General features: G+C 71.4%; 25 protein-coding genes. 14 read left to right on the top strand and 11 right to left on the bottom strand.

Annotation, left to right across the window (positions count from 1 at the left end; translation table 11 throughout):
- Positions 1–75 precede the first annotated feature (75 nt).
- Entirely contained in the window at positions 76–3,282 is a 3,207-nt protein-coding gene (locus IG54_RS0102215; RefSeq protein ID WP_030776553.1) for an NACHT domain-containing protein, read from the bottom strand.
- 289 nt (positions 3,283–3,571) lie between these two features.
- Here IG54_RS0102215 and IG54_RS0102210 point away from each other — a divergent pair, with 289 nt between their 5' ends.
- Positions 3,572–3,967 (top strand): STAS domain-containing protein, encoded by a 396-nt coding sequence (locus IG54_RS0102210; RefSeq protein ID WP_030776550.1) that lies wholly within the window; start codon positions 3,572–3,574, stop codon positions 3,965–3,967.
- A gap of 54 nt (positions 3,968–4,021) precedes the next feature.
- Here the strand turns inward: IG54_RS0102210 and IG54_RS0102205 are convergent, their stop codons facing one another.
- Positions 4,022–4,522, bottom strand: a complete 501-nt coding sequence (locus IG54_RS0102205) for a hemerythrin domain-containing protein (RefSeq protein WP_030776548.1) — start codon at positions 4,520–4,522, stop codon at positions 4,022–4,024.
- A gap of 222 nt (positions 4,523–4,744) precedes the next feature.
- On the opposite strand from IG54_RS0102205, the gene IG54_RS0102200 reads away from it, so the two are divergent.
- A complete protein-coding gene (locus IG54_RS0102200) occupies positions 4,745–5,287 on the top strand; it encodes an FABP family protein (RefSeq protein ID WP_030776545.1) in 543 nt (180 codons plus the stop codon).
- Positions 5,288–5,297: 10 nt separating this feature from the next.
- On the opposite strand, the gene IG54_RS0102195 is transcribed toward IG54_RS0102200, so the two are convergent.
- The 6 genes from IG54_RS0102195 to IG54_RS0102170 all read right to left on the bottom strand — a co-directional run bounded on the left by IG54_RS0102195 (position 5,298) and on the right by IG54_RS0102170 (position 10,159).
- Positions 5,298–6,584, bottom strand: a complete 1,287-nt coding sequence (locus IG54_RS0102195) for a PP2C family protein-serine/threonine phosphatase (RefSeq protein WP_030776542.1) — start codon at positions 6,582–6,584, stop codon at positions 5,298–5,300.
- Positions 6,581–7,645: a SpoIIE family protein phosphatase gene (locus IG54_RS0102190; protein WP_234335929.1), complete on the bottom strand. Its 1,065-nt coding sequence runs from the start codon at positions 7,643–7,645 to the stop codon at positions 6,581–6,583. The genes IG54_RS0102195 and IG54_RS0102190 overlap by 4 nt, the downstream gene beginning before the upstream one ends.
- A complete protein-coding gene (locus tag IG54_RS0102185) occupies positions 7,642–8,052 on the bottom strand; it encodes an anti-sigma regulatory factor (protein ID WP_030776537.1) in 411 nt (136 codons plus the stop codon). The genes IG54_RS0102190 and IG54_RS0102185 overlap by 4 nt, the downstream gene beginning before the upstream one ends.
- An 83-nt stretch (positions 8,053–8,135) precedes the next feature.
- Positions 8,136–8,537 carry an STAS domain-containing protein gene (locus IG54_RS0102180; protein ID WP_030776534.1) on the bottom strand — a complete coding sequence of 134 codons (402 nt, stop codon included), beginning with the start codon at positions 8,535–8,537 and terminating at the stop codon, positions 8,136–8,138.
- Positions 8,534–9,412, bottom strand: a complete 879-nt coding sequence (locus tag IG54_RS0102175; protein WP_030776531.1) for an STAS domain-containing protein — start codon at positions 9,410–9,412, stop codon at positions 8,534–8,536. Before IG54_RS0102175 ends, IG54_RS0102180 begins: the two co-directional genes overlap by 4 nt.
- 246 nt (positions 9,413–9,658) lie before the next feature.
- Positions 9,659–10,159, bottom strand: coding sequence for a MarR family winged helix-turn-helix transcriptional regulator (locus tag IG54_RS0102170; RefSeq protein WP_037896052.1), 501 nt, complete (start codon positions 10,157–10,159; stop codon positions 9,659–9,661).
- A gap of 73 nt (positions 10,160–10,232) precedes the next feature.
- Between IG54_RS0102170 and IG54_RS0102165 the strand changes: the two genes are divergently transcribed.
- The gene (locus tag IG54_RS0102165; RefSeq protein WP_106976925.1) at positions 10,233–11,429 is read left to right on the top strand and encodes a PP2C family protein-serine/threonine phosphatase; all 1,197 of its coding nucleotides are present in this window, start codon (positions 10,233–10,235) and stop codon (positions 11,427–11,429) included.
- 16 nt (positions 11,430–11,445) lie between these two features.
- On the opposite strand, the gene IG54_RS0102160 is transcribed toward IG54_RS0102165, so the two are convergent.
- Positions 11,446–12,291: an RNA polymerase sigma factor SigF gene (locus IG54_RS0102160; protein WP_030776523.1), complete on the bottom strand. Its 846-nt coding sequence runs from the start codon at positions 12,289–12,291 to the stop codon at positions 11,446–11,448.
- 259 nt (positions 12,292–12,550) lie between these two features.
- Here IG54_RS0102160 and IG54_RS0102155 point away from each other — a divergent pair, with 259 nt between their 5' ends.
- The 6 genes from IG54_RS0102155 (at position 12,551) to IG54_RS0102130 (ending at position 17,803) form a co-directional block, all read left to right on the top strand.
- On the top strand, positions 12,551–12,967 hold the full coding sequence (locus tag IG54_RS0102155; protein WP_030776520.1) for an ATP-binding protein: 417 nt from the start codon (positions 12,551–12,553) through the stop codon (positions 12,965–12,967).
- 145 nt (positions 12,968–13,112) lie between these two features.
- Entirely contained in the window at positions 13,113–14,513 is a 1,401-nt protein-coding gene (locus tag IG54_RS0102150) for a DUF6421 family protein (RefSeq protein ID WP_078593616.1), read from the top strand.
- Between the two features lie 26 nt (positions 14,514–14,539).
- Positions 14,540–15,280 (top strand): SDR family NAD(P)-dependent oxidoreductase, encoded by a 741-nt coding sequence (locus IG54_RS0102145; protein WP_030776515.1) that lies wholly within the window; start codon positions 14,540–14,542, stop codon positions 15,278–15,280.
- Between the two features lie 20 nt (positions 15,281–15,300).
- Entirely contained in the window at positions 15,301–16,371 is a 1,071-nt protein-coding gene (locus IG54_RS0102140) for a threonine aldolase family protein (protein WP_030776512.1), read from the top strand.
- Positions 16,372–16,478: 107 nt separating this feature from the next.
- Positions 16,479–17,072 (top strand): transglutaminase domain-containing protein, encoded by a 594-nt coding sequence (locus tag IG54_RS0102135; RefSeq protein ID WP_030776509.1) that lies wholly within the window; start codon positions 16,479–16,481, stop codon positions 17,070–17,072.
- Positions 17,073–17,098: 26 nt separating this feature from the next.
- On the top strand, positions 17,099–17,803 hold the full coding sequence (locus IG54_RS0102130; protein WP_030776506.1) for a B3/4 domain-containing protein: 705 nt from the start codon (positions 17,099–17,101) through the stop codon (positions 17,801–17,803).
- 12 nt (positions 17,804–17,815) lie between these two features.
- Here the strand turns inward: IG54_RS0102130 and IG54_RS0102125 are convergent, their stop codons facing one another.
- The gene (locus tag IG54_RS0102125) at positions 17,816–18,544 is read right to left on the bottom strand and encodes a lysophospholipid acyltransferase family protein (protein WP_030776503.1); all 729 of its coding nucleotides are present in this window, start codon (positions 18,542–18,544) and stop codon (positions 17,816–17,818) included.
- Between the two features lie 177 nt (positions 18,545–18,721).
- Between IG54_RS0102125 and IG54_RS0102120 the strand changes: the two genes are divergently transcribed.
- The 4 genes from IG54_RS0102120 (at position 18,722) to IG54_RS0102105 (ending at position 21,882) form a co-directional block, all read left to right on the top strand.
- Positions 18,722–19,096, top strand: a complete 375-nt coding sequence (locus IG54_RS0102120; RefSeq protein ID WP_030776501.1) for a thioredoxin family protein — start codon at positions 18,722–18,724, stop codon at positions 19,094–19,096.
- 219 nt (positions 19,097–19,315) lie between these two features.
- Positions 19,316–19,825 carry a flavin reductase family protein gene (locus IG54_RS0102115; protein WP_030776499.1) on the top strand — a complete coding sequence of 170 codons (510 nt, stop codon included), beginning with the start codon at positions 19,316–19,318 and terminating at the stop codon, positions 19,823–19,825.
- Positions 19,826–20,073: 248 nt separating this feature from the next.
- Positions 20,074–20,859 (top strand): electron transfer flavoprotein subunit beta/FixA family protein, encoded by a 786-nt coding sequence (locus IG54_RS0102110; RefSeq protein WP_030776496.1) that lies wholly within the window; start codon positions 20,074–20,076, stop codon positions 20,857–20,859.
- Between the two features lie 60 nt (positions 20,860–20,919).
- Positions 20,920–21,882, top strand: a complete 963-nt coding sequence (locus tag IG54_RS0102105; RefSeq protein ID WP_030776493.1) for an electron transfer flavoprotein subunit alpha/FixB family protein — start codon at positions 20,920–20,922, stop codon at positions 21,880–21,882.
- Positions 21,883–21,937: 55 nt separating this feature from the next.
- Here the strand turns inward: IG54_RS0102105 and IG54_RS0102100 are convergent, their stop codons facing one another.
- Positions 21,938–22,834 (bottom strand): endonuclease/exonuclease/phosphatase family protein, encoded by an 897-nt coding sequence (locus IG54_RS0102100; RefSeq protein ID WP_030776490.1) that lies wholly within the window; start codon positions 22,832–22,834, stop codon positions 21,938–21,940.
- A 246-nt stretch (positions 22,835–23,080) separates the two neighbouring features.
- Here IG54_RS0102100 and IG54_RS0102095 point away from each other — a divergent pair, with 246 nt between their 5' ends.
- Positions 23,081–24,373 (top strand): DUF6986 family protein, encoded by a 1,293-nt coding sequence (locus IG54_RS0102095; protein WP_030776487.1) that lies wholly within the window; start codon positions 23,081–23,083, stop codon positions 24,371–24,373.
- The last annotated feature ends 190 nt before the right edge of the window (positions 24,374–24,563 follow it).

Genomic DNA, 24,563 nt, shown 5'->3' with positions numbered 1-24,563 from the left:
AGTCCGTCGATCACGGCCGCGGACAGAATCAAGGCCGCGGGCAGGTATCCGCGGGCAGATATCCGCGGGCGGAGATCAAGGCTGCGGGTAGACGGACAGCTCCACGTCGCCCGCGAGCGCCTCCGAACCGCGTACCGCACCGGGATACGCCAACCGCACCCGGCGCAGCCGGTGCAGCGAGCCGAGCGAGGCGAGGTCGACATCGGCCGCCTCCAGAAGCTGGATCTCCTCAAGGCCCGGCAGGCGCAGGGCGATCCGGCGCAGCGGCACGGCGGCGCCCGCCCCGGCGTGCACATTCAGCCGGGTGACATGGGGAAGCTGCGTACGCGGCGCGAACAGCAGCATGCTCAACTGCGCCGAGGTCAGCGTGAGCGTACGCAGTCCGGCCAGCTTGCCCAGTTCCGCTCCCCAGGAATCCGGCGTCAGCCGCTCGCTCGCCTCCTGGAGGTGCAGCTCGGCGAGGCGTTCGCAGGCCGCGATGTCCGTGAGGCGGGTGGCGGTCGGCGGCAGCGAGAGGACCTGGAGCCGCTCGGGGCAGGGCAGGTCGGTGAGGCCGCGCCAGGGAACGTCCGCGCCGATCAGGAGTGTGTCGAGCCGCGCGCAGCCGGCCAACTCGTGCAGCGGCTCGAAGCGGGGCAGGTCCCGCAGCGCGAGCCGCCGCAGCCGCGGGAGCCGGGTGAGCGGCAGCGGATCCTGGAGGTTGCGGCAGCCGCGCAGCCCGAGCGACTCCAGCTCGGTGTAGCCGGACAGCACCTCCAGGGAGTCCAGCGACAGGATGTCGCGCAGCCGAAGCTCCCGCAGATGGCGTGCGTCGAACGCCGAACGGACGTCGTCGGGCGTGAAGTCGCCCCGCAGGCTGACGCGCTGGTAGCCGGACATGGTGCGCAGCGCGTCCAGCTCGGCGCGCGAGCGCACGGTGACCAACTCCTCGGGCGCGATGTCCAGGAGCGGCCGGACGATCTCCTCCGCGTACACCTCGGGGTCGAAGCGGTCCCAGTGGTGCAGCAGCTGGGCGCGTACGGCGCTCTGGCCGGTGTGCAGGAACTGCCGCAGGCGCGGGATGGCGGCGTCCCCGCCGATCTGGCAGATCGCGTGGACGGTGGCCAGCTCCTCGTCGCCCGTCAAGGCGTCGGCGCCGGGCAGCAGGCCGAGCAGCAGCGGCCCCGTCCGCGCCAGGGACCTCGCCTCGCGCAGACTGCGCGGCGGCACCATGCGCGCCGCCTGGTCCTCGATGGCCTCGCGCACCGCCGGGGCGACGCTGGTGGCCTGCTCCAGGGAGGCCAGCGCGAGCAGCCGCAGCCGCGCCTGGACGGCGGGGTCCCTCTCGCGCTCGCCGCGCTCGCGCAGCCGGGTGAGCAGTTCGCCCCGCTCGTGATGGCGGGCCTGGGCGACGACCATCTGCACCACGTCCTCCCACTGCTCCAGGTGGGCGTTGTTCACCAGCATGCCCATGTCCCGCTCCTCGAGCACCGCCTGGGCGCCGAGGAAGTCCTGGAAGGTGCGGTGGATGAAGTCGACGGCGCCCTGGGCGGGCTCGCGCAGCAGTCCCGAGCGCTCCAGGAGGAGCTGGAGGACGTCCTCCGCCTCACCGATCTCCGCGAGGCGTTCCACCGACGGCATCAGACGGCGTACGACGTCGACGGCGTCCGCGCGGTCCAGCTGGGTCCGTTCGTTGCGGATCAGCCAGTACGCGAGGCGCCGCAGCGGCTCGGTGGCGGACCTCTGGTCGAGCTGCGGGGTGCCGTTGCCGCCGCCGTACACCTCGCGCTCCACGTCGCGCCGCTCCAGGAGCATGGCGAGCGCGGCCTCGTAGAGCGAGGCACGCCCGCGCGGCAGGAAACCGCGGCGCTCCCGGTGCAGGGCGCAGATCAGCCCGCACATCAGCGGATTGGTCGCGAGGCGGCTCAGCTCCGGCCTGCTGCGCAGCGCGAGCGTCAACGACTCGCCGAGCCGGGCGGGCGCCCCCGCCGCCGAGTGCCAGCGCTCGATGAACCGCCGCATGTCGGCGGGCCGCATCTCGCTGAGCGCGAACTCGTGGAAGCCCTCCTGGCCGAGCCAGCCCTGCTCCAGGGCGGAGGGACGCGAGGTGAGCAGCCACAGGTTGCCGGGGAAGACGGCGAGGAGCTTCTTGAGCCACGTCTTGACGCGGCCGCGCTCACCCTTCGGGATCTCGTCCGCCCCGTCGATCAGCATCACCGCGCGGCCGTTCTGCAACACGCGCGTGGCCCACCCCTCGGGCTCGGTGCCCAGCAGCGGGCAGTCGATCCAGCGCAGGAAGTCCTGGGGCATCGGCAGCTCGGCGCCCTTGCGGGCCAGGGCGCGCAGCGGCAGCACGAACGGCACACGGCCCAGGAGCTGGGAGAGCGAGCCGGGCACCCGGTCCTGCCGTGCCGTGGTCAGCGCCAGCCACTGCACGAGCGTCGTCTTGCCGGTGCCCGCCACGCCGCGCAGCAGGATCCGGTCGTGGGTGGCGAGGGTGGTCTCCACCGGCGCCGCCGCGCGCTCGGGCGACTCGCCGTCCGCCAGCGGGGCGGCCTCGGACGGGCCGCTGCGGTAGGGGGTGGCCTCCAGGCTCAAGTAGGCCGCCTCCAGCGGCCATTCCTGGCCCGCGGGCTCCCGCAGGTCGACGCCGTGGATGGTGAGCCTGCCGTGGCTCCGGACGACGTAGCGCGCGTACTCCTCCTCGAACCGGGCGTCCTGCGCGGAGATGTCGGGAAGGCGCTCCAGGATCCGGTCGAGCCGCTCGCTCTGCTCGCGGACCTCGCGGCTCTGCTCGATCTGCGTGCGCGCCGCGAACCCCGGCTGCTCGCTGAAGAACCGCACCACATGCACACAGGCCGTCTCCAGGAGCCGGTCGTGGAAGCGGGCGGCGTCGTCGCTGAGGAGCCTGCGGGTCTCGGGCCCCGCCCGCCTCGACAGTTCGGCGGCCAGCTGCTCGGGGCCCAGGGCGAACGCCTGTACGTCGTCCATGTCGAGGTCGCCGAGCGCGTGCAGGGTCCGGGTCAGCGCCAGCCCCACCGCGTCCTTCTCGTCGGCGCCGACCGGCGGGTCGTAGGGACCGGCGGCCCGCACCGCGCGCCGCACCAGCTCGCGGGCGATCCGGTGCAGATCGTCCTCGGTGAGGGTGCGGTGCTCGCGGGAGAAGGCCATGAGGCGCCGGACCGGGATCGGCCGGTCCGGGAACTGTGCGCCCGGCGCCTTGGCGGGAGGCAGCAGCAACCGCTTGAGCAGCGGCGCGATCACCGCCGACGCGATACGCAGCCCTACAGTGCCACCGTCCACGCACCCTCCCTCTGCCGAGCCGCCCCCGCGTGCGGGGTGGTGACCTGACAAGGGTAGCCGCGGGCCCGGCCCGAACCACCGAAAACACCTCTATGTCAGGGCAGTTGGGCACCGCTGTCTCCAGGAGCATCTCCAGGAGTGCCCGCTCCCCGCCGAGCGCCTCGGCGCCCGCGACGGTCGGCCGCCCGCATCGGATGCCCGGCGAGATGCGGGGCACACTCCCCCATGAGAGTGCCGATCACCGAGCGTCGCGGGCGTAGGGTGGCGCCGCGTAGAGATGGAGGCGCCGATGTCCACGCAGATCCGTCGTCTGACCATCACCGAGCTGGCGAGCTGTGACGCGTGCGCGGTGCTGCGTGTCACCGGTGAGCTGGATCAGAGCGGCGAGGCACACTTCCTGGGCACGCTCGGCGCGTACGTCGACTCGGGGCACCGGCACCTGGTCCTTGACGCCACCGCCCTGACGTTCTGCGACTCGCGCGGGCTCAACTGCCTGCTGGCCATGCGGTGGCTGCTGGACCGCCGCGAGGGCAGGCTCCTCCTGGCGGGGGCGGGCCGCCGGCTGACGGAGCTGCTGGCGCAGACCCGCAGCGACGAACTGCTCCCCAGCCACAGGACCGTCGCCCACGCCCTGGCCGAACTGCCGGAACCGCACCGCCCGGTCTGGCCGCCCACCCAGGACTGAACGAGACTGAACGGGGGCGCCCCAGGCCGCTCAGGGCTGAAAGGGGCAGGCCGCTCAGGACTTCACGATGCGACGGACGTTCTCGATGCTTCCGCACTCCGCCTCGAGCTGCTTGGCGCGCTCCTTGGTGAAGGCGGCGCCCAGCTCCTCGCGGCGCTCCATCGCGACGTTCTCGCGAGCGCCGTTGAGGATCGTCCGCTCCTCCTCGTCGGCGTGGTGGGTCACCGCCTCGACCAGCTCCTCCAGCTTCTCGTCCCAGTCGTCGGAGCCGACCTCGTGGACCTCCAGAAGAGCGAGGAGCGCCTTGTTGCCCTCCTCATGCTCCTCGACACCGTGTTCGACCTCGTCGTTCTCGATGTCCCGGTAGCGCTTGAGCGCGGGATAGACCTCGGCCTCCTCGGCGAGCGCGTGGGCGATGAGCAGATCCGCGAACTCCCGCAGGGCCGCGGCCCGCTCGCCCTCCACGCTGCGCATCTCGCGGAAGAGGTCCTCCATACGCCGGTGGTCGTCGAGGATCAGCTCGACGACGTCCTTCGCCGTGTCCTTGCTCGCCATGCCAGTGCTCCTTCTCGGCCGTTCAGTGGGGCTCCTGCGATGAGTACCCCCGTAACCGATAGGTAGCGCGCACCTTCACCCGACAGGTGTTCCGGCGTCCCGGCCGGCGCGTGTGTCACTCCTGCGGCCCACCACCCGCGGCCGGGACGGGAGCCGTACGGCCGGCCCTAGGATTCCCAGACGACCCGACTCGACCCGCCCCGACCCCAGGAGTGCGAAACCGTGTTCGACCCCGCCCCGCAGCACCCGTACCCCGACGCCCACGGCCCCGACGAGTCACCCGCACCGCACCCGCTGCTCACGCCGGTGCTCGGTCTCCTCGGCACCTGGCACGGCCGGGGCAGCGGCGGCTACCCGACGCTCGACGGGGACTTCGCCTACGCGCAGGAGGTCACCTTCAGCCACGACGGCCGTCCCTTCCTCCATTACGAGGCGCGAGCCTGGCTCCTCGACGCCGACGACCAACCCCTGCGCCCCTCGGCACGGGAGAGCGGCTGGTGGCGGCTCCAGCCCGACGGCCGGGTCGAGGCGTTGATCACCCAGCCCACCGGCATCGCGGAGATCGCGGTCGGCCACGCGGCCGGCGACACGGTGGACCTCGCCACGCACGAGGTGGCCCTGACGCCCACCGCCAAGAAGGTCGACGCCACCCGCCGCCGCTACACCCTGACCGACCCCGGCGCCCTCACCTTCACCCACGACCTCGCGGCCGTCGGCCAGACGCTCCGGCACCACCTCTCGGCGACCTTGCGGCGCAGGGGATAGCCGGACGCCGTCAGCCGGTGGGGGAGCGGAAGCGGACGGCCAGGGCGAGCGTGTCGTCCTCGTGGAGGACGTCGGTCAGCATGTCGCGCGCTATGGAGCCCGGGACGTCCTGCGTGGGCCGCGCGCGGTAACGGCGGGCGGTCGACACCAGGCGCTGCTCGCCCTCGCGCGGGTCCCTGCGGCTCTCCGTGAGGCCGTCGGTGTACAGGATCAGCAGGTCGTCGGGGCGGAGCGTGGTGGTGAGGATCCGCTCGCTGCCCGGCAGGGGGAAGCCGACGCCCCGGCCGCGGACTTCGAGGAAGTCGGCCTCCCCGTCGGCGCGCATCAGCAGGGCCGGGGGGTGGCTTCCGTTGGCCAGGGAGAGCCGCCCGCTCGCGGGGTCGAGGTGGGCGAGCAGCAGCGTGGCCATCACGTTCTGGTCGAAGGGGGCCAGGATGTCGTCCGTGCGCGCCACGATGCTCTCCAGCGGGTGGCCTTCGAGCGCGAGCGTGCGCACGGCGTGGGTGACGGTCAGCGCGGTGCGCGTGCTCGTGATGCCGTGGCCGAGGGCGTCGACGATGGTGATGTGCACCGTCCCGTCCGGGAGGGTGAACCAGTCGTACAGGTCGCCGCCGGTGGGGGTGTCGTCGCTCGCGGGAGCGTAGTGGACGGCGAGGTCGAGGCCGTCGACGTGCAGCGGACGCGGCCGCAGCGCGTCCTCCAGGGCGCGCAGGGTCCGCCCGTGCGCCTTGCGCAGCTCCTCGTCCCGCTCCTCCAGCTGTACGTAGAGGGCGAGCACCCCGCTGTTGGTCTCGGCCAGCTCGTGCTTGAGCTTGCGGTGCTCGTCGGCGAGGTGATCGGCGCGGGCGAGCGCCGCGCGCAGTTCCTCCTCCAGCAGCGCGAGGTCGGCGTCGCCGTTGCGGGAAGCGGCGGCGCCCACGGGAGCCGGGGCAGGCCGCGGCAGTACGGCGGTGACCGGCGCGGCCACCGGGGCCGTGACCTGGGGCAGGGGGACCCGCCACACCACCGTGCCGTCGGGGGATGCCTCGCCGGGCAGCGGAAGCTGATCGGTCATCACCTGGACGTCCTCACGGCGGGGCAGGCCCAGCGCGAGGGTCAGCCGGCCGGCTCCGTCGTCACCCGCGTCGTCGGTGGTGGTCAGCGTGACCGGCCGCCCGGCGTTCAGCGCGGTGGCGGCCGTCTCGCTGAGGGACAGCACGATGCGGGCCCTGTCCTCGGCGGGCAGCCGGTAGGCGAGGGCGATACCGCGAACGGTGCGGCGCAGGGCGGCGGGTGTGCGGAAGGTGGCGGTGGTCATCCGATTCCCAGAGGGCTGCCGAGAGCGAGGACGGTGGCGTCGTCGCGGTGACGCCTATGGGTGTGGGCCAGGGACGCCGCGAGCAGGGCCGGCGGCAGGCTCAGTCGGCCGGGGGGCGGATCCTGTGTCCACCGGTGGTCGATCCCGTCGCTGTACAGGACCACGGCCGTACGGTCGGGCAGGTCGAAAACCCGGCTCCGCGGCGTGGGCAGATTGAAGCCGACGATGCCCGCGTGCCCGGTGAGCTGCCGGTGGACGCCGTGGACGGACACGGCCGCCGCGCGGATATTGCCCACCCCGCAGTACTCGGCGCGACCGGAACCCACCCTGACCGCCGCCGCCGCGGCGCCGCGCGTGTGCCGCAGGGCGCTGTGCAGGGCGTTGAGCACCTCGGGCAGCGGGGCGTCCGCGCAGGACAGGAAGGTGCGCACGGCCCGCTGACTGGCCGCCGCCGCTTCGGGGCCGTGGCCGAGCCCGTCGATGACCAGGCCCGTCCAGTTCCCGTCGCCCTCGACGACCGCGTACCCGTCCCCGCAGATCTGCTCCCCGGCGGCCGGCAGGCACAGGGCGCCGATGTCGGCTCCCGGCCGCCGCCCCCGCGGGACCGCGAGCCGCGCGTGGGCGAGGGTGCCGCCACCGGCCGCGGAGCGCAGGGCGAAGTCCGTGGCGATGCGCCGCACCGCGCCCAGACCCGCGCCCATGGTCTTGGTGGTGCTGTAGCCGTCGGTGAGGCTGAGGCCGATGTCGGGGATGCCGGGGCCGTTGTCCACGGCGACGATGTCCAGCGCGGTGTCCAGCGGGGAGCGCCCGCTCAGGGGCGACGGCTGGAGGAAGAGCGCTCCGTTGCTGGCGTGCTTGCTGATGTTGCTGGCGAGTTCACTGGCCAGCACGGCCGCCTGGTCCGGCAGCGCTCCCGGCATACGGCAGGTGTGGGCGAGGGCGCGGGCGCGGTTCGCCGCGGTCTGCACGGCGCTGTGGTGATCGATGGGAACGTGCAGTGTGGTGGGGGTCACCAAGGCGTTCATGGCGCCCGCGCCGCCCATGGCGTTCGTCTCGTTCACCGCGGTCCGTTCCAGCGGACGGCGGTGACGGTCGTCCCCCGGCCCGGCGTGCTGGTCACCTCGAACTCGTCCATGAGGCGGCGCGCTCCACCGAGCCCGTGCCCGAGGCCGGCGCCGGTGGTGTAACCGTCGGTGAACGCCGCGTCGAGGTCGGCGATGCCCGGCCCGTCGTCGCTCACCGACAGCCGCAGCCCCTGACGGCCGCTCCGCTGGACGGATTCGATGACCAGCGTGCCGCCTCCGCCGTGCACGTAGGCGTTGCGGGCGAGTTCGCTGGCCGCGGTGACGATACGGGTCTGGTCCACCAGGCCGAAACCGGCGTGCAGGGTGGCTTCGCGCACGGCGTGCCGCGCGGAGAGGAGGTCCTCCTCGGCGCGGATCTCATGGGTCACTCGGGAATGGGTCACACGGGAACTGTCGGGCTCGGGACGGCGGTCCGCGGATGTGGGGGGCGGGATCGTGGGGATCTCGTCGAGGTCGCCGTAGAGGGTCAATTGATCCCCCTCCCGGTCGCCGGCGCCGGCGCCTTCTCCCAGCCCAGCGCCCGCATGCCCTGCTCCGCGTTCAACGTGGTCTCCACGCCGGACAGTTGCAGACCCAGTTCGACGAGGGTGATGGCCACGGCGGGACGCATACCCGCCACGACGACCCGGGCGCCCAACAGGCGCGCCGTCGTGGTCAGCTCCATCAGGGTGCGGGCGACGAAGGAGTCGATCAGCTCCAGGCGGGAGATGTCGATGAGCACCCCGTGGGCGCGGTCGTCGACGATGCGCTCGGTGAGTTCCTCGGTGAAGGCGATGACGCTCTTGTCGTCGAGTTCGTTGAGCAGTCCGGTGACGAGTACGTCGCCCAGACGCAGGATCGGCACTCCGCCGCGGGGGGCGCCCGTCATCGCGGGCCCACGGGGTCCGCCGAGCGCAGCGGCCGGTCGGTGAGGGTGATGGCCGCGGCCAGGGCGTCGGCGAGGGTCGCGCGGGTCAGGATGGCGGACAGGTCGATGCCGAGCTGGGCGATGATCTGGGCGATCGGCGGGCGGATGCCACTGATCACACAGTCGGTGCCCATGAGGCGTACGGCGTTGACCGTCTGCATGAGGTGGTGCGCGACGGCCGTGTCCACCGTGGGCACGCCGGTGATGTCGATGATCGCCACCTGCGCCTCGTCGCGCTCGATGGCCTGGAGCAGGTTCTCCATCACCACCTGGGTGCGGGTGGTGTCGAGCGTGCCGATCAGCGGGACGGCAAGGACCCGGTCCCACAGCCGGACCACCGGGGTGGAGATCTCCAGAAGCTGCCGGCTCTGTCGACGGATGATCTCCTCGCGGCCCTCCACGTAAGTGGCGAAGGACAGGGCGCCCGCGGTGTCGAGGAGGCGGTTGACGAACACGGCCGCGTGGTACAGGGCGTGGGTGTCGCGCGCCTGCTCCTGCACCGCTTCGAGCACCGCTTCCTTGAGGGCCAGGACGGCCAGCGAGGTCGCGGTGGGGGTGGCGCCGCCCCGCGCTCTGCGCAGCGAGAGGTCGGCGATCGCCTGGCGCAGTTCGGGGTGGGCGGTCGCCACCCGGTCGACCGGATGTCCGGTCTCCAGTCCCGCGCGCAGGGCGTCCACGAAGGCGTCCGCCTCCTCGCGAAGCTCGGCTTCGGTGAGGCCCGCTCCCAGAACGGATCGTTCCAGCTGGAGCTGCACCCAGCGGTCGGCCACTTTCTCCCCCTGCTCGCGCAGCGCCGCACTGACGCTGAGCCGGGCCTCGGGTTCACTGGCGTTCATTACATCCACCTTAGCAATTGTTGTCGCACGGCAAACGTTAGTCGAGGATGTCGATCATCGAAAGCCCGCCCTTCGGTGACCTGCCGTCAACTCGTCCGCCCGACCGGCACAACGAGGCGGAAGCGCACAGGGCACAGTCCCGGCGGACCGGCGTGCGGCGGGCGTGGAGCCGGGGCGCACGACGAGGTGAGGGCCCATGACGACGCGATCGCGTACGGCGCGGCGAGCGCCTCGGCCGGACGGGGATCAGGCGGTCTCCACCGCGTCACCGGCCGCGGGCGCGCTCCGCGGGGAGGTCTCCTCGACGGCCGAGCGGAACCCGCTCAGACCTTTTTCGAGTGCTGCCCGGTCTGCCGCGGTCATGCCGGAGATGACCTCGAACAGGGCACTTTCGCGGCGTGCGCGCAATTCTTTGAGGTAGCTTTCTCCCTGGCCCGACAGGCGCAGCTCAAGCTCGCGACGGCTGGCCGAACTGAGAGAGCGCTCGATGAAGCCCAACGCGTGAAGGCGGTCGCACATACGGCTCACCGACGAGGGGGCGGACCCGAGCACCTCACCGAGTGTGCGGAGGTTGATCCCCCGGGCGCCGTCCAGGATGTACAGCACGCGCAGTTGTGACGAGGACACCGGGGCGGTCGTCGTGATGTCGCGGCCCTTGTTCCACAGCACTTCGAGCAGTTCGATGACATCCCGGACCGCGTGTGCGGCGGCGTCTTGATCGCTGCTGCCGGCGAGGTCGGGATTCATGCCCTCAACTGTGACACTTCGCAATGGCCTTGTCAGTCGCTGAGACATGCGGGGCCGTTCGCTCCTTCTTGCCATGTCATTCCAGATAGGCGGTAACCCGCAGGTGGACAGATTCAGGGCGGTGGAACGCGCGCTGCGCACAGCCGCGCCGCACGCGCTCCTCGAAGCGGTACGGGACGCACTCACCGCCCATTACGGCGCGGTGTCCGTCGACCTCCTGGTGGCGGATTACGCGACGACCATACTCCAGCCCGTCGACGCGCTCCCTTACACATCCGAGCCCATCTCGGTCCACACCAGTGCCCCGGGCCGGGCTTTCGGAGCCCAGGAACCCCACGTCGAGCGGGCCGGCGCGGCCGGTCCCGTGACCGTGCACCTGCCCGTCAGCGTGCGCGGCGACCGCATCGGCATCCTCACCGTCCGGCTCCCGGCGGACGCCCATGACAGCGTCACCGAGGGGGAGCTGGAGGAAGTCGCGGAGGTCCTCGGCCACGAGATCGTCGTCGCGGAGCGGGACACCGACCTCTACCTCCAGGCCCGCCGCGCCGACCGGCTCACCCTGGCCGCCGAGATGCAGTGGCAGCTGCTGCCCGGCCGCTCCTGCTCCCGACCCGAGTACGAGCTGGGGGCGCAGCTCGAACCCGCGTACGCGATCTACGGCGACAACTTCGACTGGTCGGCCTCGGCCGACCACCTGACGCTCACCGTCACCAACGGCATGGGGGAGGGGATCGAGGCCGCCCTCCTGACCAACCTCGCGATCAACGCGCTGCGCAACGCCCGCCGGGCCGGCCTGTCGCTGCCCGACCAGGCGTGCCTCGCGGACCAGGCGGTCTACGGCCACTACCGCGGCGACGTCCACCTGTCCATGCTGCTGCTCCGGTTCGACCTGGAGACGGGGGAGGCGGAGGTCATCGACGCCGGTTCCCCCAAGATGTGGCGCATACGGCAGGGCAAGGCGGAGGCGGTCGAACTCGAGGCGCAGCTCCCGCTCGGCATGTTCGAGGACACCCTGTACGCCACCCAGCGCTTCCACGTGGAGCCCGGGGACCGGCTGCTGTTCGTCAGCGACGGCGTCTACAACGTGGCCTCGCCCGCGGGTGAGCGCTACAGCGAACGAGCGCTCACCCGCGCCATGGCCAGTACGCGCCTGCTGCCGCCCTCGCAGGTGCCGCGGGCCATGCTCCACGAGCTGGCGGGTCATCGGGGTCCCACCGACGCGGAGGACGACGCCATGATCGTCTGTCTCGACTGGCACGGCAGGAGCTGATCTCCGGGGCCCGGCCTCAGCCGGCGGCCGGGAGCATTCCCTTGCGCAGGCTCGCCAGGGTGCGCGAGAGCAGACGGGAGACCTGCATCTGGGACACCCCGAGGCGTTCGCCGATCTGCGACTGGGTCAGCTCCTCCACGAAGCGCAGATGCAGCAGCTCCCGGTCGCGCTCGGGGAGTTCGGCGACCAGGGGGGCCAGCGCGTGGAAGTCCTCCACCAGCTCCAGGGAGGGGTCCTCCTCGCCGATGAAGTCGGCCAGGGGCGTCTCGTCGTTGCCGTCGCCGTGCAGGACGGCGTCCAGGGACGCGGAGTTGTAGCCGTTGGAGGCGAGGCGGGCCTCGATGACCTCCTCCGGCGTCAGGTTCATCAGCGTGGCCAGCTCGTCCACGGTGGGGGAGCGCCCCAGGCGGCTGCTCAGCTCCTCGGTGGCCTTGGCCAGCTCCACCCGGGCCTCCTGAAGACGGCGCGGGACGTGCACCGCCCAGGACGTGTCACGGAAGAAACGCTTGATCTCTCCAACGATATAAGGGACCGCGAAAGTGGCGAACTGCACCTCGCGGGTCAGCTCGAACCGGTCGATGGCCTTGATCAGGCCGATCATGCCGACCTGGACGATGTCTTCCATCTCGTCGCCGCGGTTACGGAAACGCCCGGCCGCGTACCGGACCAGCGACATGTTCAATTCGATCAGGGTATTGCGTACGTACTGGTATTGGGCCGTGCCCTCTTCGAGCACCGCGAGCTGATCGAAGAACAACTGGGACAAGGCACGGGAGTCCTTCGGCGTCACCGCCTGCGGATCCACCACCTCCGGCAGCTCCGTGATGCCGGTGTCCATCTGCGTTCTGGTGGCCATCGTCATGTCTACCTCCCTGTCCGCCAGCCCCCCTCGTCCCCTGTGGGCTGGTGAGGCAGCGACTACCCGCCTCCTCGCGCTTCATGTCCCCATCAACACGAGGAGGTTGCGTGACGCCCACCACACACTTGATCTTCGTGGACCTCGTGACGCCGCGTCAGGGCGGGGTGGCGGGCCGTGCCGGCCGCGGCGGTGGGCGTTAAGAAGTCGGCTTCGGGGGCAAGAGACCCATTCGTACAGTCCACCCCTGATCGAGGAGGGGCGTATGAGGACGGACCATTCGCGGTACGGCAGCAAAGTCCTGGATCGAACGGTCTTCGACAAGCGGCCGGAAGTCGTAGCGCAGGCACGGGATTTCGCCCGCGCCTTCATGAGCGGGCTCAGTCCGGCCATGGACGAACAGGCGGCGGCGAGCGTCGAGCTGACCGTGTCGGAGCTGGTCACCAATTCCATACGGCACGCACGCGGCGACGCCTGCTCGCTGCGTCTGGTGGCGCATCGTGACGCCCTCACGGTCGCCGTCACCGACGCCGACCCCCGGCCGCCGCGCGAGCGGACGCCGGATCTCGCGGGAGGGACCGGCGGCTTCGGCTGGCCGATGGTGCGGAGCCTGGCCCTGGCGGTCGAGGTGAGCACGGGCCCGCAGGGCAAGACCGTACGGGCGGACCTGCCCCGCCGCTGAAGCGAGCGCCTCACTCCTGGGGGACGGGAAAAAGCGCGGCGAAGGAGGGGGTGGCGCAGGATAATTTCCGGAGGTGCCCCTTGTCCCGGAGAACCTTGCACACATACGGTGTCCATACGCGAGGTTCTCCCGTGGAAGGTGGGACATGACGGAAATTCTTGTGCAGGCGGGTACGGAGGGCGCGGTTCCTCCCGCTGAAGTGCGGGTGGTGGACCACCCGGCGTGGCCGGTGCTCAAGGAGGCCGTGGAGGAGATCAGGCCCTGGCAGTCCGCGGACGGCTCCATCGACTTCGCGGCGGAGGGCGCCCCGGCGAAGGCCGCCGCCGAGCTGGCCGTGGACCGCGTGGTCGCCTCGGTCGAGCAGCTCAGCCCGCTGCTGCCGCACGACGCCGCCTACCACCGCGCGCTCGTCGCGGACTTGCGCCGCTGGGCGGAGGACGGCTTCACGGTGCCGGACTTCCTGGACTCGCTGCTCGCCTTCCAGCCCGCGGCCGACCGCCGGGACGGCCTCCAGCACCTGGTCGTCTTCCCGATGTACACGCAGAACGGCAACCCCGACCGCAACCTCGAAGCGGTCGTGCTGCGCATGGTCTGGCCCGAGTGGCTGGCCGAGCTGGAGCGCACGCGCTACGACAACCCCTTGTTCTGCGGCATCACCTTCGAGGACTTCACCGCCGGGTACGACACCAACTCGGCCGTCCTCTTCCCCGAGACGATCGCGGTGCGCGAGGCCCCCGAGCGCTTCTCCTGGGGCGGCATCTTCTGCGACCGCGAGGCGGCCCGCTTCCGCCGGGTCACCGAGGCCGCCGTGGACATCCTGGGGCTCGAACTGCCCGACGACATCCGTGAGATGGTCGGCGACCAGGACCGCTGCCAGCAGGCCTTCGTGCTCTGGGACATGGTCCACGACCGCACCCACAGCCACGGCGACCTGCCCTTCGACCCGTTCATGATCAAGCAGCGCCAGCCGTTCTGGATGTACGGCCTGGAGGAGCTGCGCTGCGACCTCACCGCCTTCAAGGAGGCCGTGAAGCTGGAGGCCGAGGGCAACCGGCACGGCCGGGACGTGCAGTACGCGGTCCTCTTCGACCGCATGTTCCGCTTCCCCGTCACCGGGGACCGGACGCGCAACTACGACGGGCTCGGCGGCCAGCTCCTCTTCGCCTACCTCCACAAGCACGGTGTGGTCCGCTGGACCGACAACCGGCTGCGGATCGACTGGGAGCGCGCGCCGCGGGTCACCAACCAGCTGTGCGGCGAGATCGAGGAGCTGTACCGCGCGGGCATCGACCGCCCGAAGCTGGTCCACTGGTTCGCCGCCTACGACCTGGTGTCCACCTACCTCGCCCCGCACCCCGGATCGCGCTGGGCCAAGGGCCCGGACGCCCTGGACACCTCGCTGCCGCCGCGCAAGCTCGTCGACGACGTGCTTCCGGACGAGTTTCCGCTCAGCATGTTCTATGAGGCGCTCTCCAAGAAGCTGAAGCACGTGATCGCCTCCACCAAGGGGATCACCGCCTCGGGCGCCGAGAGGGTCGCCGCGTGAGCGGCCGCCAGGAGGAGGCGAGGACCATGTCCGTACTCGATGGAGCCGTGATCGCGGTGGCCGGCGCCGCCGGGGCCGCCGGGCGCGCCACACTGCTGAGGCTGGCCGAGGCAGGGGCCACGGTCGTGGCGTCGGACGCCGATCCGGCGCGCCTCGCCGAGGCCGTGGACGCCGCGCGATACGCGCACGGCGGGGCCACCGTCATCGGTGACACGGTCGATCTCCTGGACCTGGACGCCGCCCGCGAGTGGGCGACGCGCACGGAGAAGGAGTTCGGGCGGATCGACGGTCTCGTCCACCTCGTCGGCGGCTGGCGCGGCAGCAAGAGCTTCGCCGAGACCGACCTCGCCGACTGGGACTTCCTGGAGAAGCTCCTGATCCGCACCGTGCAGCACACCACCCTCGCCTTCGAGGACGGTCTGCGGCGCAGCGACCGCGGCCGTTACCTGCTGGTCAGCGCGGCGGGCGCGTCCAAGCCGACCGCGGGCAACGCGGCGTACGCGGCCTCCAAGGCGGCGGCCGAGGCCTGGACGCTCGCTCTCGCGGACGCCTTCCGCAAGGCGGGGGGCGAGGAGGGGCCGCGCGCGGCGGCTGCCATCCTGGTGGTCAAGGCGCTGGTGCACGACGCGATGCGCGCGGAGCGTCCCAACGCGAAGTTCGCGGGTTTCACGGACGTCACGGAGCTGGCCGAGGCCATCGCCGGCGTCTGGGAGCGGCCCGCCGGGGAAGTGAACGGAAACCGCCTGTGGCTGACCGAGAAGCCGTGACCGCTGCCGCCAGAGAAGCCGTGAACCCTCCGAAGACCGACGCCCGGCGCCGTCACGACCCGGACGTGCGGGGCTTCGCGAGCGACAACTACGCGGGCGCGCACCCCGAGGTCATGGCCGCCCTGGCCCTGGCCAACGGCGGCCACCAGATCGCGTACGGCGAGGACGACTACACAGCCGGCCTCCAGCAGGTGATCCGGGGCCACTTCGGCCCCACCGCCGAGGCGTTCCCGGTGTTCAACGGCACGGGCGCCAACGTCGTCGCGCTCCAGGCGGTCACCGACCGCTGGGGCGCGGTGATCTGCGCCGAGTCCGCGCACATCAACGTCGACGAGGGCGGCGCCCCCGAGCGCATGGCCGGCATCAAGCTGCTCACGGTGCCGACGCCGGACGGCAAGCTCACCCCCGAGCTGATCGACAAGCAGGCGTTCGGCTGGGAGGACGAGCACCGGGCGATGCCGCAGGTCGTCTCGCTCGCGCAGAACACCGAGCTGGGCACGCTGTACACGCCCGACGAGATCCGCGCGATCTGCGACCACGCGCACCGGCTCGGCATGAAGGTGCACCTCGACGGCTCGCGGATAGCCAACGCGGCGGCCGCGCTGGACGTGCCGATGCGCACGTTCACGAACGCGGTCGGCATCGACATCCTCTCGCTCGGCGGCACCAAGAACGGCGCGCTGTTCGGCGAGGCCGTCGTGGTGATCAACCAGGACGCCGTGCGCCACATGAAGCACCTGCGCAAGATGTCGATGCAGCTCGCCTCGAAGATGCGTTTCGTGTCCGTGCAGCTGGAGGCCCTGCTCGCCAAGGACCTGTGGCTGCGCAACGCCCGGCACGCGAACGAGATGGCCCAGCGCCTCGCGGACGGTGTCCGCTCGGTGCCCGGCGTGGAGATCCTCTACCCGGTGCAGGCCAACGCCGTCTTCGCGCGCCTGCCGCACGACGTGAGCGAGCGGCTTCAGAAGCGGTACCGCTTCTACTTCTGGGACGAGGCGGCGGGCGTCGTGCGCTGGATGTGCGCGTTCGACACTCGTGCGGAGGACGTCGACGGGTTCCTCGCGGCGCTCAAGGAGGAGATGGCGCGCTGACCGCGCCCCTCACTCTCCTTGTCTGATCGCCCCTCTGGCTGCATGAATATGCGGCGGACCGTAAAGTCATTGACTTGCGGTCCGTCGCATTTCTATGCTCCCGTGACATGCAGCTGATCCAGGAAACCCCTGACCTGTCCGCCTACTTGGCCGCCGACGAGGTCATCGACCACCGGCACCCCCTCGTGCGCGAGACGGCCGCACGCCTGGCCGCGCAGTCCGCCGATTCATACGTATACGCGCAGGCCGCCTACGAGTTCGTGCGGGACGCCATCCCGCACTCCGCCGACAGCGGCGATATGCGCGTCACGTGGCGTGCCTCGGACGTCCTGGAGCAGGGCACCGGCATCTGTCACGCGAAGGCCCACGCGCTGGCCGCGCTGCTGCGCGCCGAGGACGTCCCGACCGCACTCTGCTATCAGCGGCTGACCCATGGCGCCGGAAGCGGCCACTGCGTCCATGGCCTCGTCGCCGTGCGCTTTTGCGGGAAGTGGCACCGGCAGGACTGTCGCGGCAACAAACCGGGCGTCGACGCCCAGTTCTCCCTGGCGGGGGAGCGGCTGGCCTTCTTGCCCGATGCCGAGTCCAATGGGATGGACTATCCAGTACTCTATGCTGCACCGCACCCGGTGGTCCTGAGCGCCATGAAAAGCGCCCCGGATCGGCCGCACCTGTGGGAGAACCTCCCCGACGCGCTCTGACGAGCCCCGACCAAGCAAGGGCCCCCATGACAGTCCCGCCGCACGCGCCCCTGACGCTCACCGTCTCCGACGAGGTGCGCGCCCTCGCGCCCGGCTTCACCCACGTCGCCATCGAGGCCCGCGGCCTCGTCAACGGACCCAGTACCGACGACAGCTCGGCCCTGCTCGACGAGGCGGCGCGGCGTCTGGCCGTACGACTCGACGGCCGCGCCCCGCACGAGGACCCGCACATGGCCGCCTGGCGCGCCGCCTACACGGCCTTCGGCGCGAAGCCCTCGCGCACCCGCAACTCCGCCGAGGCGCTGGCCAAGCGGGCGCTCGCCGACGGCGGGCTGCCCAGGATCAACACCCTCGTCGACCTCTACAACGCGATCAGCGTGGCCCACCTGATCCCGGTCGGCGGCGAGGACCTGGACCTGATCAAGGGCGGTATGCGCCTGGTGCGGGCCACCGGCACCGAGGACTTCGTGACCGCCGCGGCGGGGGAGCCGGTCGTCGAGCACCCCGACGCCGGTGAGGTCGTCTGGTGCGACGACGAGGGCGTCACCTGCCGGCGCTGGAACTGGCGCCAGGGGCCGCGCACCCGCCTCACCGAGGAGTCGGTGAACGCGATCTTCCTGCTGGAGGGCATGGGGCCGGACGCCGGTCTCGTATCCGCGGGCGCCGAACTCGCCGAACTCCTGGAGAAGTACAGCCCCGGCGCGCACGTCACCGTCCACGCGCCGCGGTAGGGCGAGGGCCGGTCAGCCGGCCTCGGCGGCCTTCACCTCGGCCGGGGTCGGCGCCGTCCCGCCGAGGTGGGCCGGCATCCACCAGGTGTCGTCAGGGCCCTTGGGGCGCACCGGGTAGGCGCGCTGAGCGGCCTCCAGCAGCTCCTGGCAGCGCTCCCGGACCCGCCGGGTGATCGCGCCCGCGTACTGGTCCTTGGGCGCCTCGACCGGCTCGCCGACACGGATCGTGATGGGCAGGTGGCTGCGTCTGAAGTTGCGCGGGTGACCCTTGGTCCACAGCCGCTGCGTGCCCCACAGGGCCATCGGGATGATCGGCACCCCGGCCTCCTGGGCCAGGCGCGCGGCGCCCGACTTGAAGGTCTTGAGCGTGAAGGACTGCGAAATCGTCGCCTCGGGGAAGACGCCGATGATCTCCCCGGAGCGCAGCGACTCCAGCGCGTGCGCGTATGCCGTCTCACCCTGCTTGCGGTCCACGGGGATGTGCTTCATCCCCCGCATCAGCGGCCCGGAGATCTTGTGCCGGAAGACCGACTCCTTGGCCATGAAGCGCACGAGGCGCTTCTGCGGCAGCGCTGCGAGCCCGTCGAAGATGAAGTCGAGGTAGCTGATGTGGTTGCTGACGAGGACCGCGCCGCCGGACCGTGGGATGTTCTCCGAGCCTTTGCAGTCGATCTTCAGGTCCCATGCCTTGAACAGCGTTTTCGCGGCACCGATGACCGGACGGTAGACAAGCTCTGCCATGGGTGGGGAGGGCCCTTCGTTTCTGCCTGGGGAGGGGGCTCCGGGCGGGAGGTTACGCAGCCGTAGGTTTTTCGGCGTTGCGCAGATCGTGCCCCAAGAACGGACGAGTGACCAGCCTTGGTGCCCTCAATCCGGGAGATTCTCGTCACGTCGGAATCTTTCGCGGGTACGCGAGCGCTGAACCGGGGAGGCGACCACAACAAGAACGAGGGGCGGGAGGCGTACGTGGCAGGACGCGACACCGGGCGAAGGCTCGGCGCGACGGACATCGGACAGGGGCTGGGGGAGCGGGCGACGCTCGTACAGTTCTCCAGCGCCTTCTGCCAGCCCTGCCGCGCGACCCGCAGAGTCCTCGCGGAGGTGGCCTCGATGGTCCCCGGCGTGGCCCATGTGGAGATCGACGCGGAGGACCGCCTGGAGCTGGTCCGGGAGCTGCGCGTCCTCAAGACGCCGACGGTGCTCGTCCTGGACGCGCACGGCCGCGTGGTGCGCCGCGCCGCCGGACAACCCCGCAAGGCCGATGTGATCGCCGCGCTGGGGGAGGCCGTATGACCGTCCGTTCCCCGGCCGGGTGCCCGCCAGTGACGTGCCTTTCATATGCGGTGACGGACTTGACTGCACACCGCACCTGTCGCGAGCCTGCTGCCATGCCCCGGGACCTCCTGCTGTACGAGCGTGTCCACCTGGACCTCGCCCGCCACGCCAGTGCGCGCTGTCCGCAGCGCTGAGCACCGACGTCTTCGCTCGCACCTCCGGCAGAAGGACCACTCGATGACGGCATCGCCCGCCCTCGGCACCCACACGACCGCCACCCCCGATCTGCTGCGCTCGGTCTTCCGCCGACACGCCGCCGGGGTCGCCGTGATCACCGCGGCGCACGGCTCCCGCCCCGTCGGCTTCACCGCCACCTCGCTCACCTCGGTCTCGGCCGAGCCCCCGATGATCTCGTTCGGTATCGGCACCGGCGCCTCCAGCTGGCCCGCGGTCTCCGAGGCGGAACACGTCGGCGTCCACATACTCGGCGAGCACCAGCGGGACCTCGCCGCCACCTTCGCGCGCAGCGGCGCGGACCGCTTCGCCGCGCCCACCAGCTGGCGCGAGGGGCCCGAGGGGGTGCCCGTGCTCGACGGCGCGCTGGCCTGGCTGGTCTGCCGGGTCGTGGCGCGCGTGCCCGCGGGCGATCACCGCCTGGTGCTCGCGGAGGTGGTCACCGGCGATCCCGCGGGCGAGGGCCGCCCGCTCCTGTATCACCAGGGGCGCTTCAACGGCCTGCGCGACTGAGAGTCCCCGCGCCTCGGAGGGTTCCCGTCCGGCGGGTGCGCGGCCCGATTACGGAGCGTTGGGAAGGTCACAGTTCAAAGCGCTTGCTCAGCGGGAATGAACTGGGTGTACTCATGAGTAATATTTCGGTCGGAGCGCGGGCCGCCCCGACCGGGATCCGCCGCTTCAGGCGCCTATGCTGCCTGCAAGAAGGCAGTAGCCAAGCCAAGGCAGCAGCCCAGTAAAGACGATGCAGTAGGAGAGCCGGCGTGAGCTTGAGGATCGTTGTCTGTGTGAAGTACGTGCCCGACGCCACCGGCGACCGGCACTTCGCCGATGACCTGACCGTCGACCGCGACGACGTCGACGGCCTGCTGTCGGAGCTGGATGAGTACGCGGTCGAGCAGGCGCTCCAGATCGCCGACGAGGCGGACGACGCGGAGATCACCGTGCTGACCGTCGGCCCCGAGGACGCCAAGGACGCGCTGCGCAAGGCGCTCTCCATGGGCGCCGACAAGGCCGTCCACGTCGAGGACGACGACCTGCACGGCAGCGACGTCATGGGCACCTCGCTGGTGCTCGCCAAGGCCATCGAGAAGACCGGTTACGACCTGGTCATCTGCGGCATGGCGTCGACGGACGGCGTCATGGGCGTGCTCCCGGCCATTCTCGCCGAGCGCCTGGGCGTCCCGCAGGTCACGCTGCTCTCCGAGGTCTCCGTCGAGGACGGCACCGTGAAGGGCCGCCGCGACGGCGACGCCGCCTCCGAGCAGCTGGAGGCCTCGCTGCCGGCCGTCGTGTCCGTGACGGACCAGTCGGGCGAGGCCCGCTACCCGTCGTTCAAGGGCATCATGGCCGCCAAGAAGAAGCCGGTGGAGGCCCTGGAGCTGGACGACCTGGACATCGACGCCGACGAGGTCGGCCTCGCGGGCGCCTGGACCAAGGTCGACTCCGCCGCCGAGCGTCCGGCCCGCACCGCCGGCACGATCGTCAAGGACGAGGGCGAGGGCGGCAAGCAGCTCGCGGAGTTCCTCGCGGGCCAGAAGTTCATCTGAGCTTCGGTCACCTTTCCCACCGCCCCCAGATTCTTCGCACTCGCAGGAGATTGAAGTCCCATGGCTGAAGTTCTCGTCTACGTCGACCACGTGGACGGTGCCGTCCGCAAGCCCACCCTTGAGCTGCTGACCCTGGCCCGCCGCGTCGGCGAGCCCGTCGCCGTCGCGCTGGGCAACGGCGCCGCCGACACTGCCGCCACGCTCGCCGAGCACGGCGCGGTGAAGGTCCTCACCGCCGACGCCTCCGAGTTCGCCGACTACCTCGTCGTACCGAAGGTGGACGCGCTCCAGGCCGCGTACGAGGCCGTCTCCCCGGCCGCCGTGCTGCTGCCGTCCTCCGCCGAGGCCAAGGAGATCGCCGCCCGTCTCGCGGTCCGCATCAAGTCCGGCATCATCACCGACGCCATCGACCTCGAGGCGGGCGACGAGGGTCCGGTGGCCACGCAGTCCGCTTTCGCCGCCTCGTACACCACCAAGTCCCGCATCACGCAGGGCACCCCGGTCATCACGGTCAAGCCGAACTCGGCTCCCGTGGAGGCCGCCCCGGCCGCGGGCGCCGTCGAGGCCCTCTCGGTCTCCTTCTCCGAGAAGGCGACCGGTACCAAGGTCGTCTCGCGCACCCCGCGTGAGTCGACGGGCCGCCCCGAGCTGACCGAGGCCGCGATCGTGGTCTCCGGCGGCCGCGGCGTCAACGGCGCCGAGAACTTCTCGGTCATCGAGGCGCTCGCCGACTCGCTCGGTGCCGCCGTCGGCGCCTCGCGTGCCGCCGTCGACGCCGGCTGGTACCCGCACTCCAACCAGGTGGGCCAGACCGGCAAGTCGGTCTCCCCGCAGCTGTACATCGCCTCCGGCATCTCCGGCGCGATCCAGCACCGCGCGGGCATGCAGACCTCGAAGACCATCGTGGCCATCAACAAGGACGCCGAGGCCCCGATCTTCGACCTCGTCGACTACGGCGTGGTCGGCGACCTCTTCGAGGTCGTGCCGGCCCTCACCGAAGAGGTCAAGTCCCGCAAGGGCTGATCCCTCCGCTCCGAAGGCCCCCGCCCCGCGCACGCGGGGCGGGGGCCTTCGCGCGTCACAGCGTCAGCGTCGCCTGCACCGGCAGATGGTCGCTCGGGTACTGCCCGCCGAGCGAGAACGTGTTCATCTTCGCCGAGTGGACCTGCGCCGTCGGCCGCGTCAGGATCCAGTCGATGCGGCCGCCGCCCAGGACGGGCGGCTTGTAGCCGCCGAACGTGCCGTACGCCGGGCCGCGTTCCTTCGCGGCGTCCCAGGTGTCGACGAGACCGGCGCCGAGCATCGTGGTGTAGACGGCGCTGTCGTGCGCCGTCGCGTTGAAGTCGCCCGTCACGATGAGCGGCGTGCTCGTCTTCATGAGGGCGATGCGCTCGGCCATGAGGGTCGCCGAACGCTCGCGCGCGTTCTGGCTGACGTGGTCGAGGTGCGTGTTGAGGACGTAGAGCTGGGTATCGGTGACCAGGTCGAGGAAGCGCACCCAGGTGGCCATGCGGGGCGAGTTGGCGCCCCACGTGTTCGACGCGATGGTGTACGGGGTGTCCGAGAGCCAGAAGTGTTCGTATTCGAGCGGGAACAGTCGCCGGTTGTCATAAAAGACGGCCATGAACTCGTCGCGGCTGCCGCCGCCGACCCCCGTGCCGACCCAGTCGTAGTTCGCGCCGATGTCGCTCTCGATGTCCTGCAACTGGTAGTAGAGGCCCTCCTGGGTGCCGATGATGTGCGGTTGGGCGCGCAGGAGCATCTCCTTTGTCGCCGGGCGGCGTTGGGCCCAGGTGTGCGGCGGGTTGTTGCTCGCGAAGCGGACGTTGTACGACATGACCTCCAGGCGGGCCTCCCCCTCGGCGGCATGGGCCCGCCGGGGGGACAGCGCGGTGCCGAGCGTGGGGAGCGCCACGGTCGCGGCGAGCGCGGCCCGCAGACCGGAGCGGCGCGTGAAGGGGGAGTCGATCGGCACACAGGCTCCTTGGGTTCGGCCCGCGCGGCCGGCACCGGGGGCGCGGGGAGGATATGGGCCACAGACTGTCCGCATCGGCCGCCGACCGGGCCCGGGACACGCGTGAAGGCGCGCGGTCGGCTACGGATGCAGGACACGGGAAGGTGTTGACCAGCACGAAGGTCACGGATAACTTCGCTATACGGATTGTTGATTCCGTGGAGCGGAATTGCCGGGCGCGGCACCGAGCGTGTGGAGGATGCAGGAATGGGTCAGCAAGAGAAGGTGGCAACGAGCCTCGCCGGCGCGGTCAGCGAGGGCATCAGCGCTTCCCTCGCCCCCGTGGACGCGGAGCTGGAGCGCCGCTACCCCGGAGACCCCGGCACCCGCCAGCCCGTCCACACGGTGTACGTGCCCGGTGAGAGGTTCGCCGCCGACACCATCCGCACCTGGGGCGACAAGGCCCTGGAGATGCTCGACGAGCACGCCCCCGACGCCGCCTCCTTCGCCGCGGTCCTCGGCCTGGGCGACGACCTCGCCGAGGCCGTCTACACGCGCGTACGCACCAAGTTGGAGCGCGAGCCCGTGGAAGACCTGCGCGTCGACTTCGAGGACGGCTACAAGGGCGCCGACGAGGACCAGGACGCCGCCCGCGCGGCGCGCCTGATCGCCGAGGCGTACAAGAACGGCACCTCCGCCCCGTACATGGGCATCCGCATGAAGTGCATGGAAGAGGCGGTACGCGACCGCGGCATCCGCACCCTCGACATCTTCCTGTCCGGCCTCATGGAGGCGGGCGGCCTGCCCGACGGACTCGTCCTGACGCTGCCGAAGGTGACCTACCCCGAGCAGGTCACCGCGATGGTGCGGCTCCTGGAGGAGTTCGAGAAGGCGCGCGGCCTGGAGCGGGGCCGGATCGGCTTCGAGATCCAGATCGAGACCAGCCAGTCCATCCTCGCCACCGACGGCACCGCCGCCGTCGCCCGCATGATCCAGGCCGCCGAGGGCCGCGCCACCGGCCTGCACTACGGCACCTTCGACTACAGCGCCTGCCTCCACGTGAGCGCCGCCTACCAGGCCAGCGACCACCCCGCCGCCGACCACGCCAAGGCCGTCATGCAGGTCGCCGCCGCCGGCACCGGGGTCCGCGTCTCCGACGGCTCCACCAACGTCCTGCCCGTCGGCACCACCGAGCAGGTCCACGACGCCTGGCGGCTGCACTACGGCCTCACCCGGCGCGCTCTGGCCCGCGCCTACTACCAGGGCTGGGACATGCACCCCGGCCACATCCCCACGCGCTACGCCGCCGTGTTCGCCTTCTACCGCGAGGGCTTCGAGGCCGCCGCCAAGCGCCTGGCCGCCTACGCCGGTCACCACGAGGGCGGCGGCGTGGCCGACGAGCCCGCCACCGCCAAGGCACTCGCCGGCTATCTGCTGCGCGGCCTGGACTGCGGCGCCCTCGACGCCGGCGAGGTCACCCGGCTCACCGGCCTGACCCTGGCCCGCCTCCAGGGTTTCGCGGGCCCACGCCGCGGCGATCTCACGGGCTCGGGCAAGTAACGGGCCACCTGCGACGGGGAGGGGGGCGGTGTGCGCCGCGGTGGGCGCCGCCCCAGTCAGGCAGACGGCGGTGGCCACGGAGAGGGCTGCGGCAGCCGGCGGGGGGTTCGTCCGCCGGGCCGATGCCGCACTGTGTGGGGCTTGGGGAGGCGTGCGGGAACCGGGCGGTGCCGAGCCTTAGTCTGTACGC

The sequence above is a fragment of the Streptomyces sp. NRRL S-920 genome, assembly GCF_000717945.1.
GTDB lineage: Bacteria > Actinomycetota > Actinomycetes > Streptomycetales > Streptomycetaceae > Streptomyces > Streptomyces alboniger.
This window is presented reverse-complemented; position numbering and strand designations above follow the sequence as displayed.

Excerpts from the sequence above, each read along its gene's own strand:
- IG54_RS0102155 (WP_030776520.1), top strand. The coding sequence starts at position 12,551 with ATGAGGACGGACCATTCGCGGTACGGCAGCAAAGTCCTGGATCGAACG.
- IG54_RS0102210 (WP_030776550.1), top strand. The coding sequence starts at position 3,572 with ATGTCCACGCAGATCCGTCGTCTGACCATCACCGAGCTGGCGAGCTGT.
- IG54_RS0102105 (WP_030776493.1), top strand. The coding sequence starts at position 20,920 with ATGGCTGAAGTTCTCGTCTACGTCGACCACGTGGACGGTGCCGTCCGC.
- IG54_RS0102205 (WP_030776548.1), bottom strand. The coding sequence starts at position 4,522 with ATGGCGAGCAAGGACACGGCGAAGGACGTCGTCGAGCTGATCCTCGAC.
- IG54_RS0102115 (WP_030776499.1), top strand. The coding sequence starts at position 19,316 with ATGACGGCATCGCCCGCCCTCGGCACCCACACGACCGCCACCCCCGAT.
- IG54_RS0102160 (WP_030776523.1), bottom strand. The coding sequence starts at position 12,291 with ATGACGATGGCCACCAGAACGCAGATGGACACCGGCATCACGGAGCTG.
- IG54_RS0102125 (WP_030776503.1), bottom strand. The coding sequence starts at position 18,544 with ATGGCAGAGCTTGTCTACCGTCCGGTCATCGGTGCCGCGAAAACGCTG.
- IG54_RS0102195 (WP_030776542.1), bottom strand. The coding sequence starts at position 6,584 with ATGACCACCGCCACCTTCCGCACACCCGCCGCCCTGCGCCGCACCGTT.
- IG54_RS0102175 (WP_030776531.1), bottom strand. The coding sequence starts at position 9,412 with ATGAACGCCAGTGAACCCGAGGCCCGGCTCAGCGTCAGTGCGGCGCTG.
- IG54_RS0102150 (WP_078593616.1), top strand. The coding sequence starts at position 13,113 with ATGACGGAAATTCTTGTGCAGGCGGGTACGGAGGGCGCGGTTCCTCCC.
- IG54_RS0102130 (WP_030776506.1), top strand. The coding sequence starts at position 17,099 with ATGACAGTCCCGCCGCACGCGCCCCTGACGCTCACCGTCTCCGACGAG.
- IG54_RS0102165 (WP_106976925.1), top strand. The coding sequence starts at position 10,233 with ATGTCATTCCAGATAGGCGGTAACCCGCAGGTGGACAGATTCAGGGCG.
- IG54_RS0102095 (WP_030776487.1), top strand. The coding sequence starts at position 23,081 with ATGGGTCAGCAAGAGAAGGTGGCAACGAGCCTCGCCGGCGCGGTCAGC.
- IG54_RS0102180 (WP_030776534.1), bottom strand. The coding sequence starts at position 8,537 with ATGACGGGCGCCCCCCGCGGCGGAGTGCCGATCCTGCGTCTGGGCGAC.
- IG54_RS0102135 (WP_030776509.1), top strand. The coding sequence starts at position 16,479 with ATGCAGCTGATCCAGGAAACCCCTGACCTGTCCGCCTACTTGGCCGCC.
- IG54_RS0102145 (WP_030776515.1), top strand. The coding sequence starts at position 14,540 with ATGTCCGTACTCGATGGAGCCGTGATCGCGGTGGCCGGCGCCGCCGGG.
- IG54_RS0102170 (WP_037896052.1), bottom strand. The coding sequence starts at position 10,159 with ATGAATCCCGACCTCGCCGGCAGCAGCGATCAAGACGCCGCCGCACAC.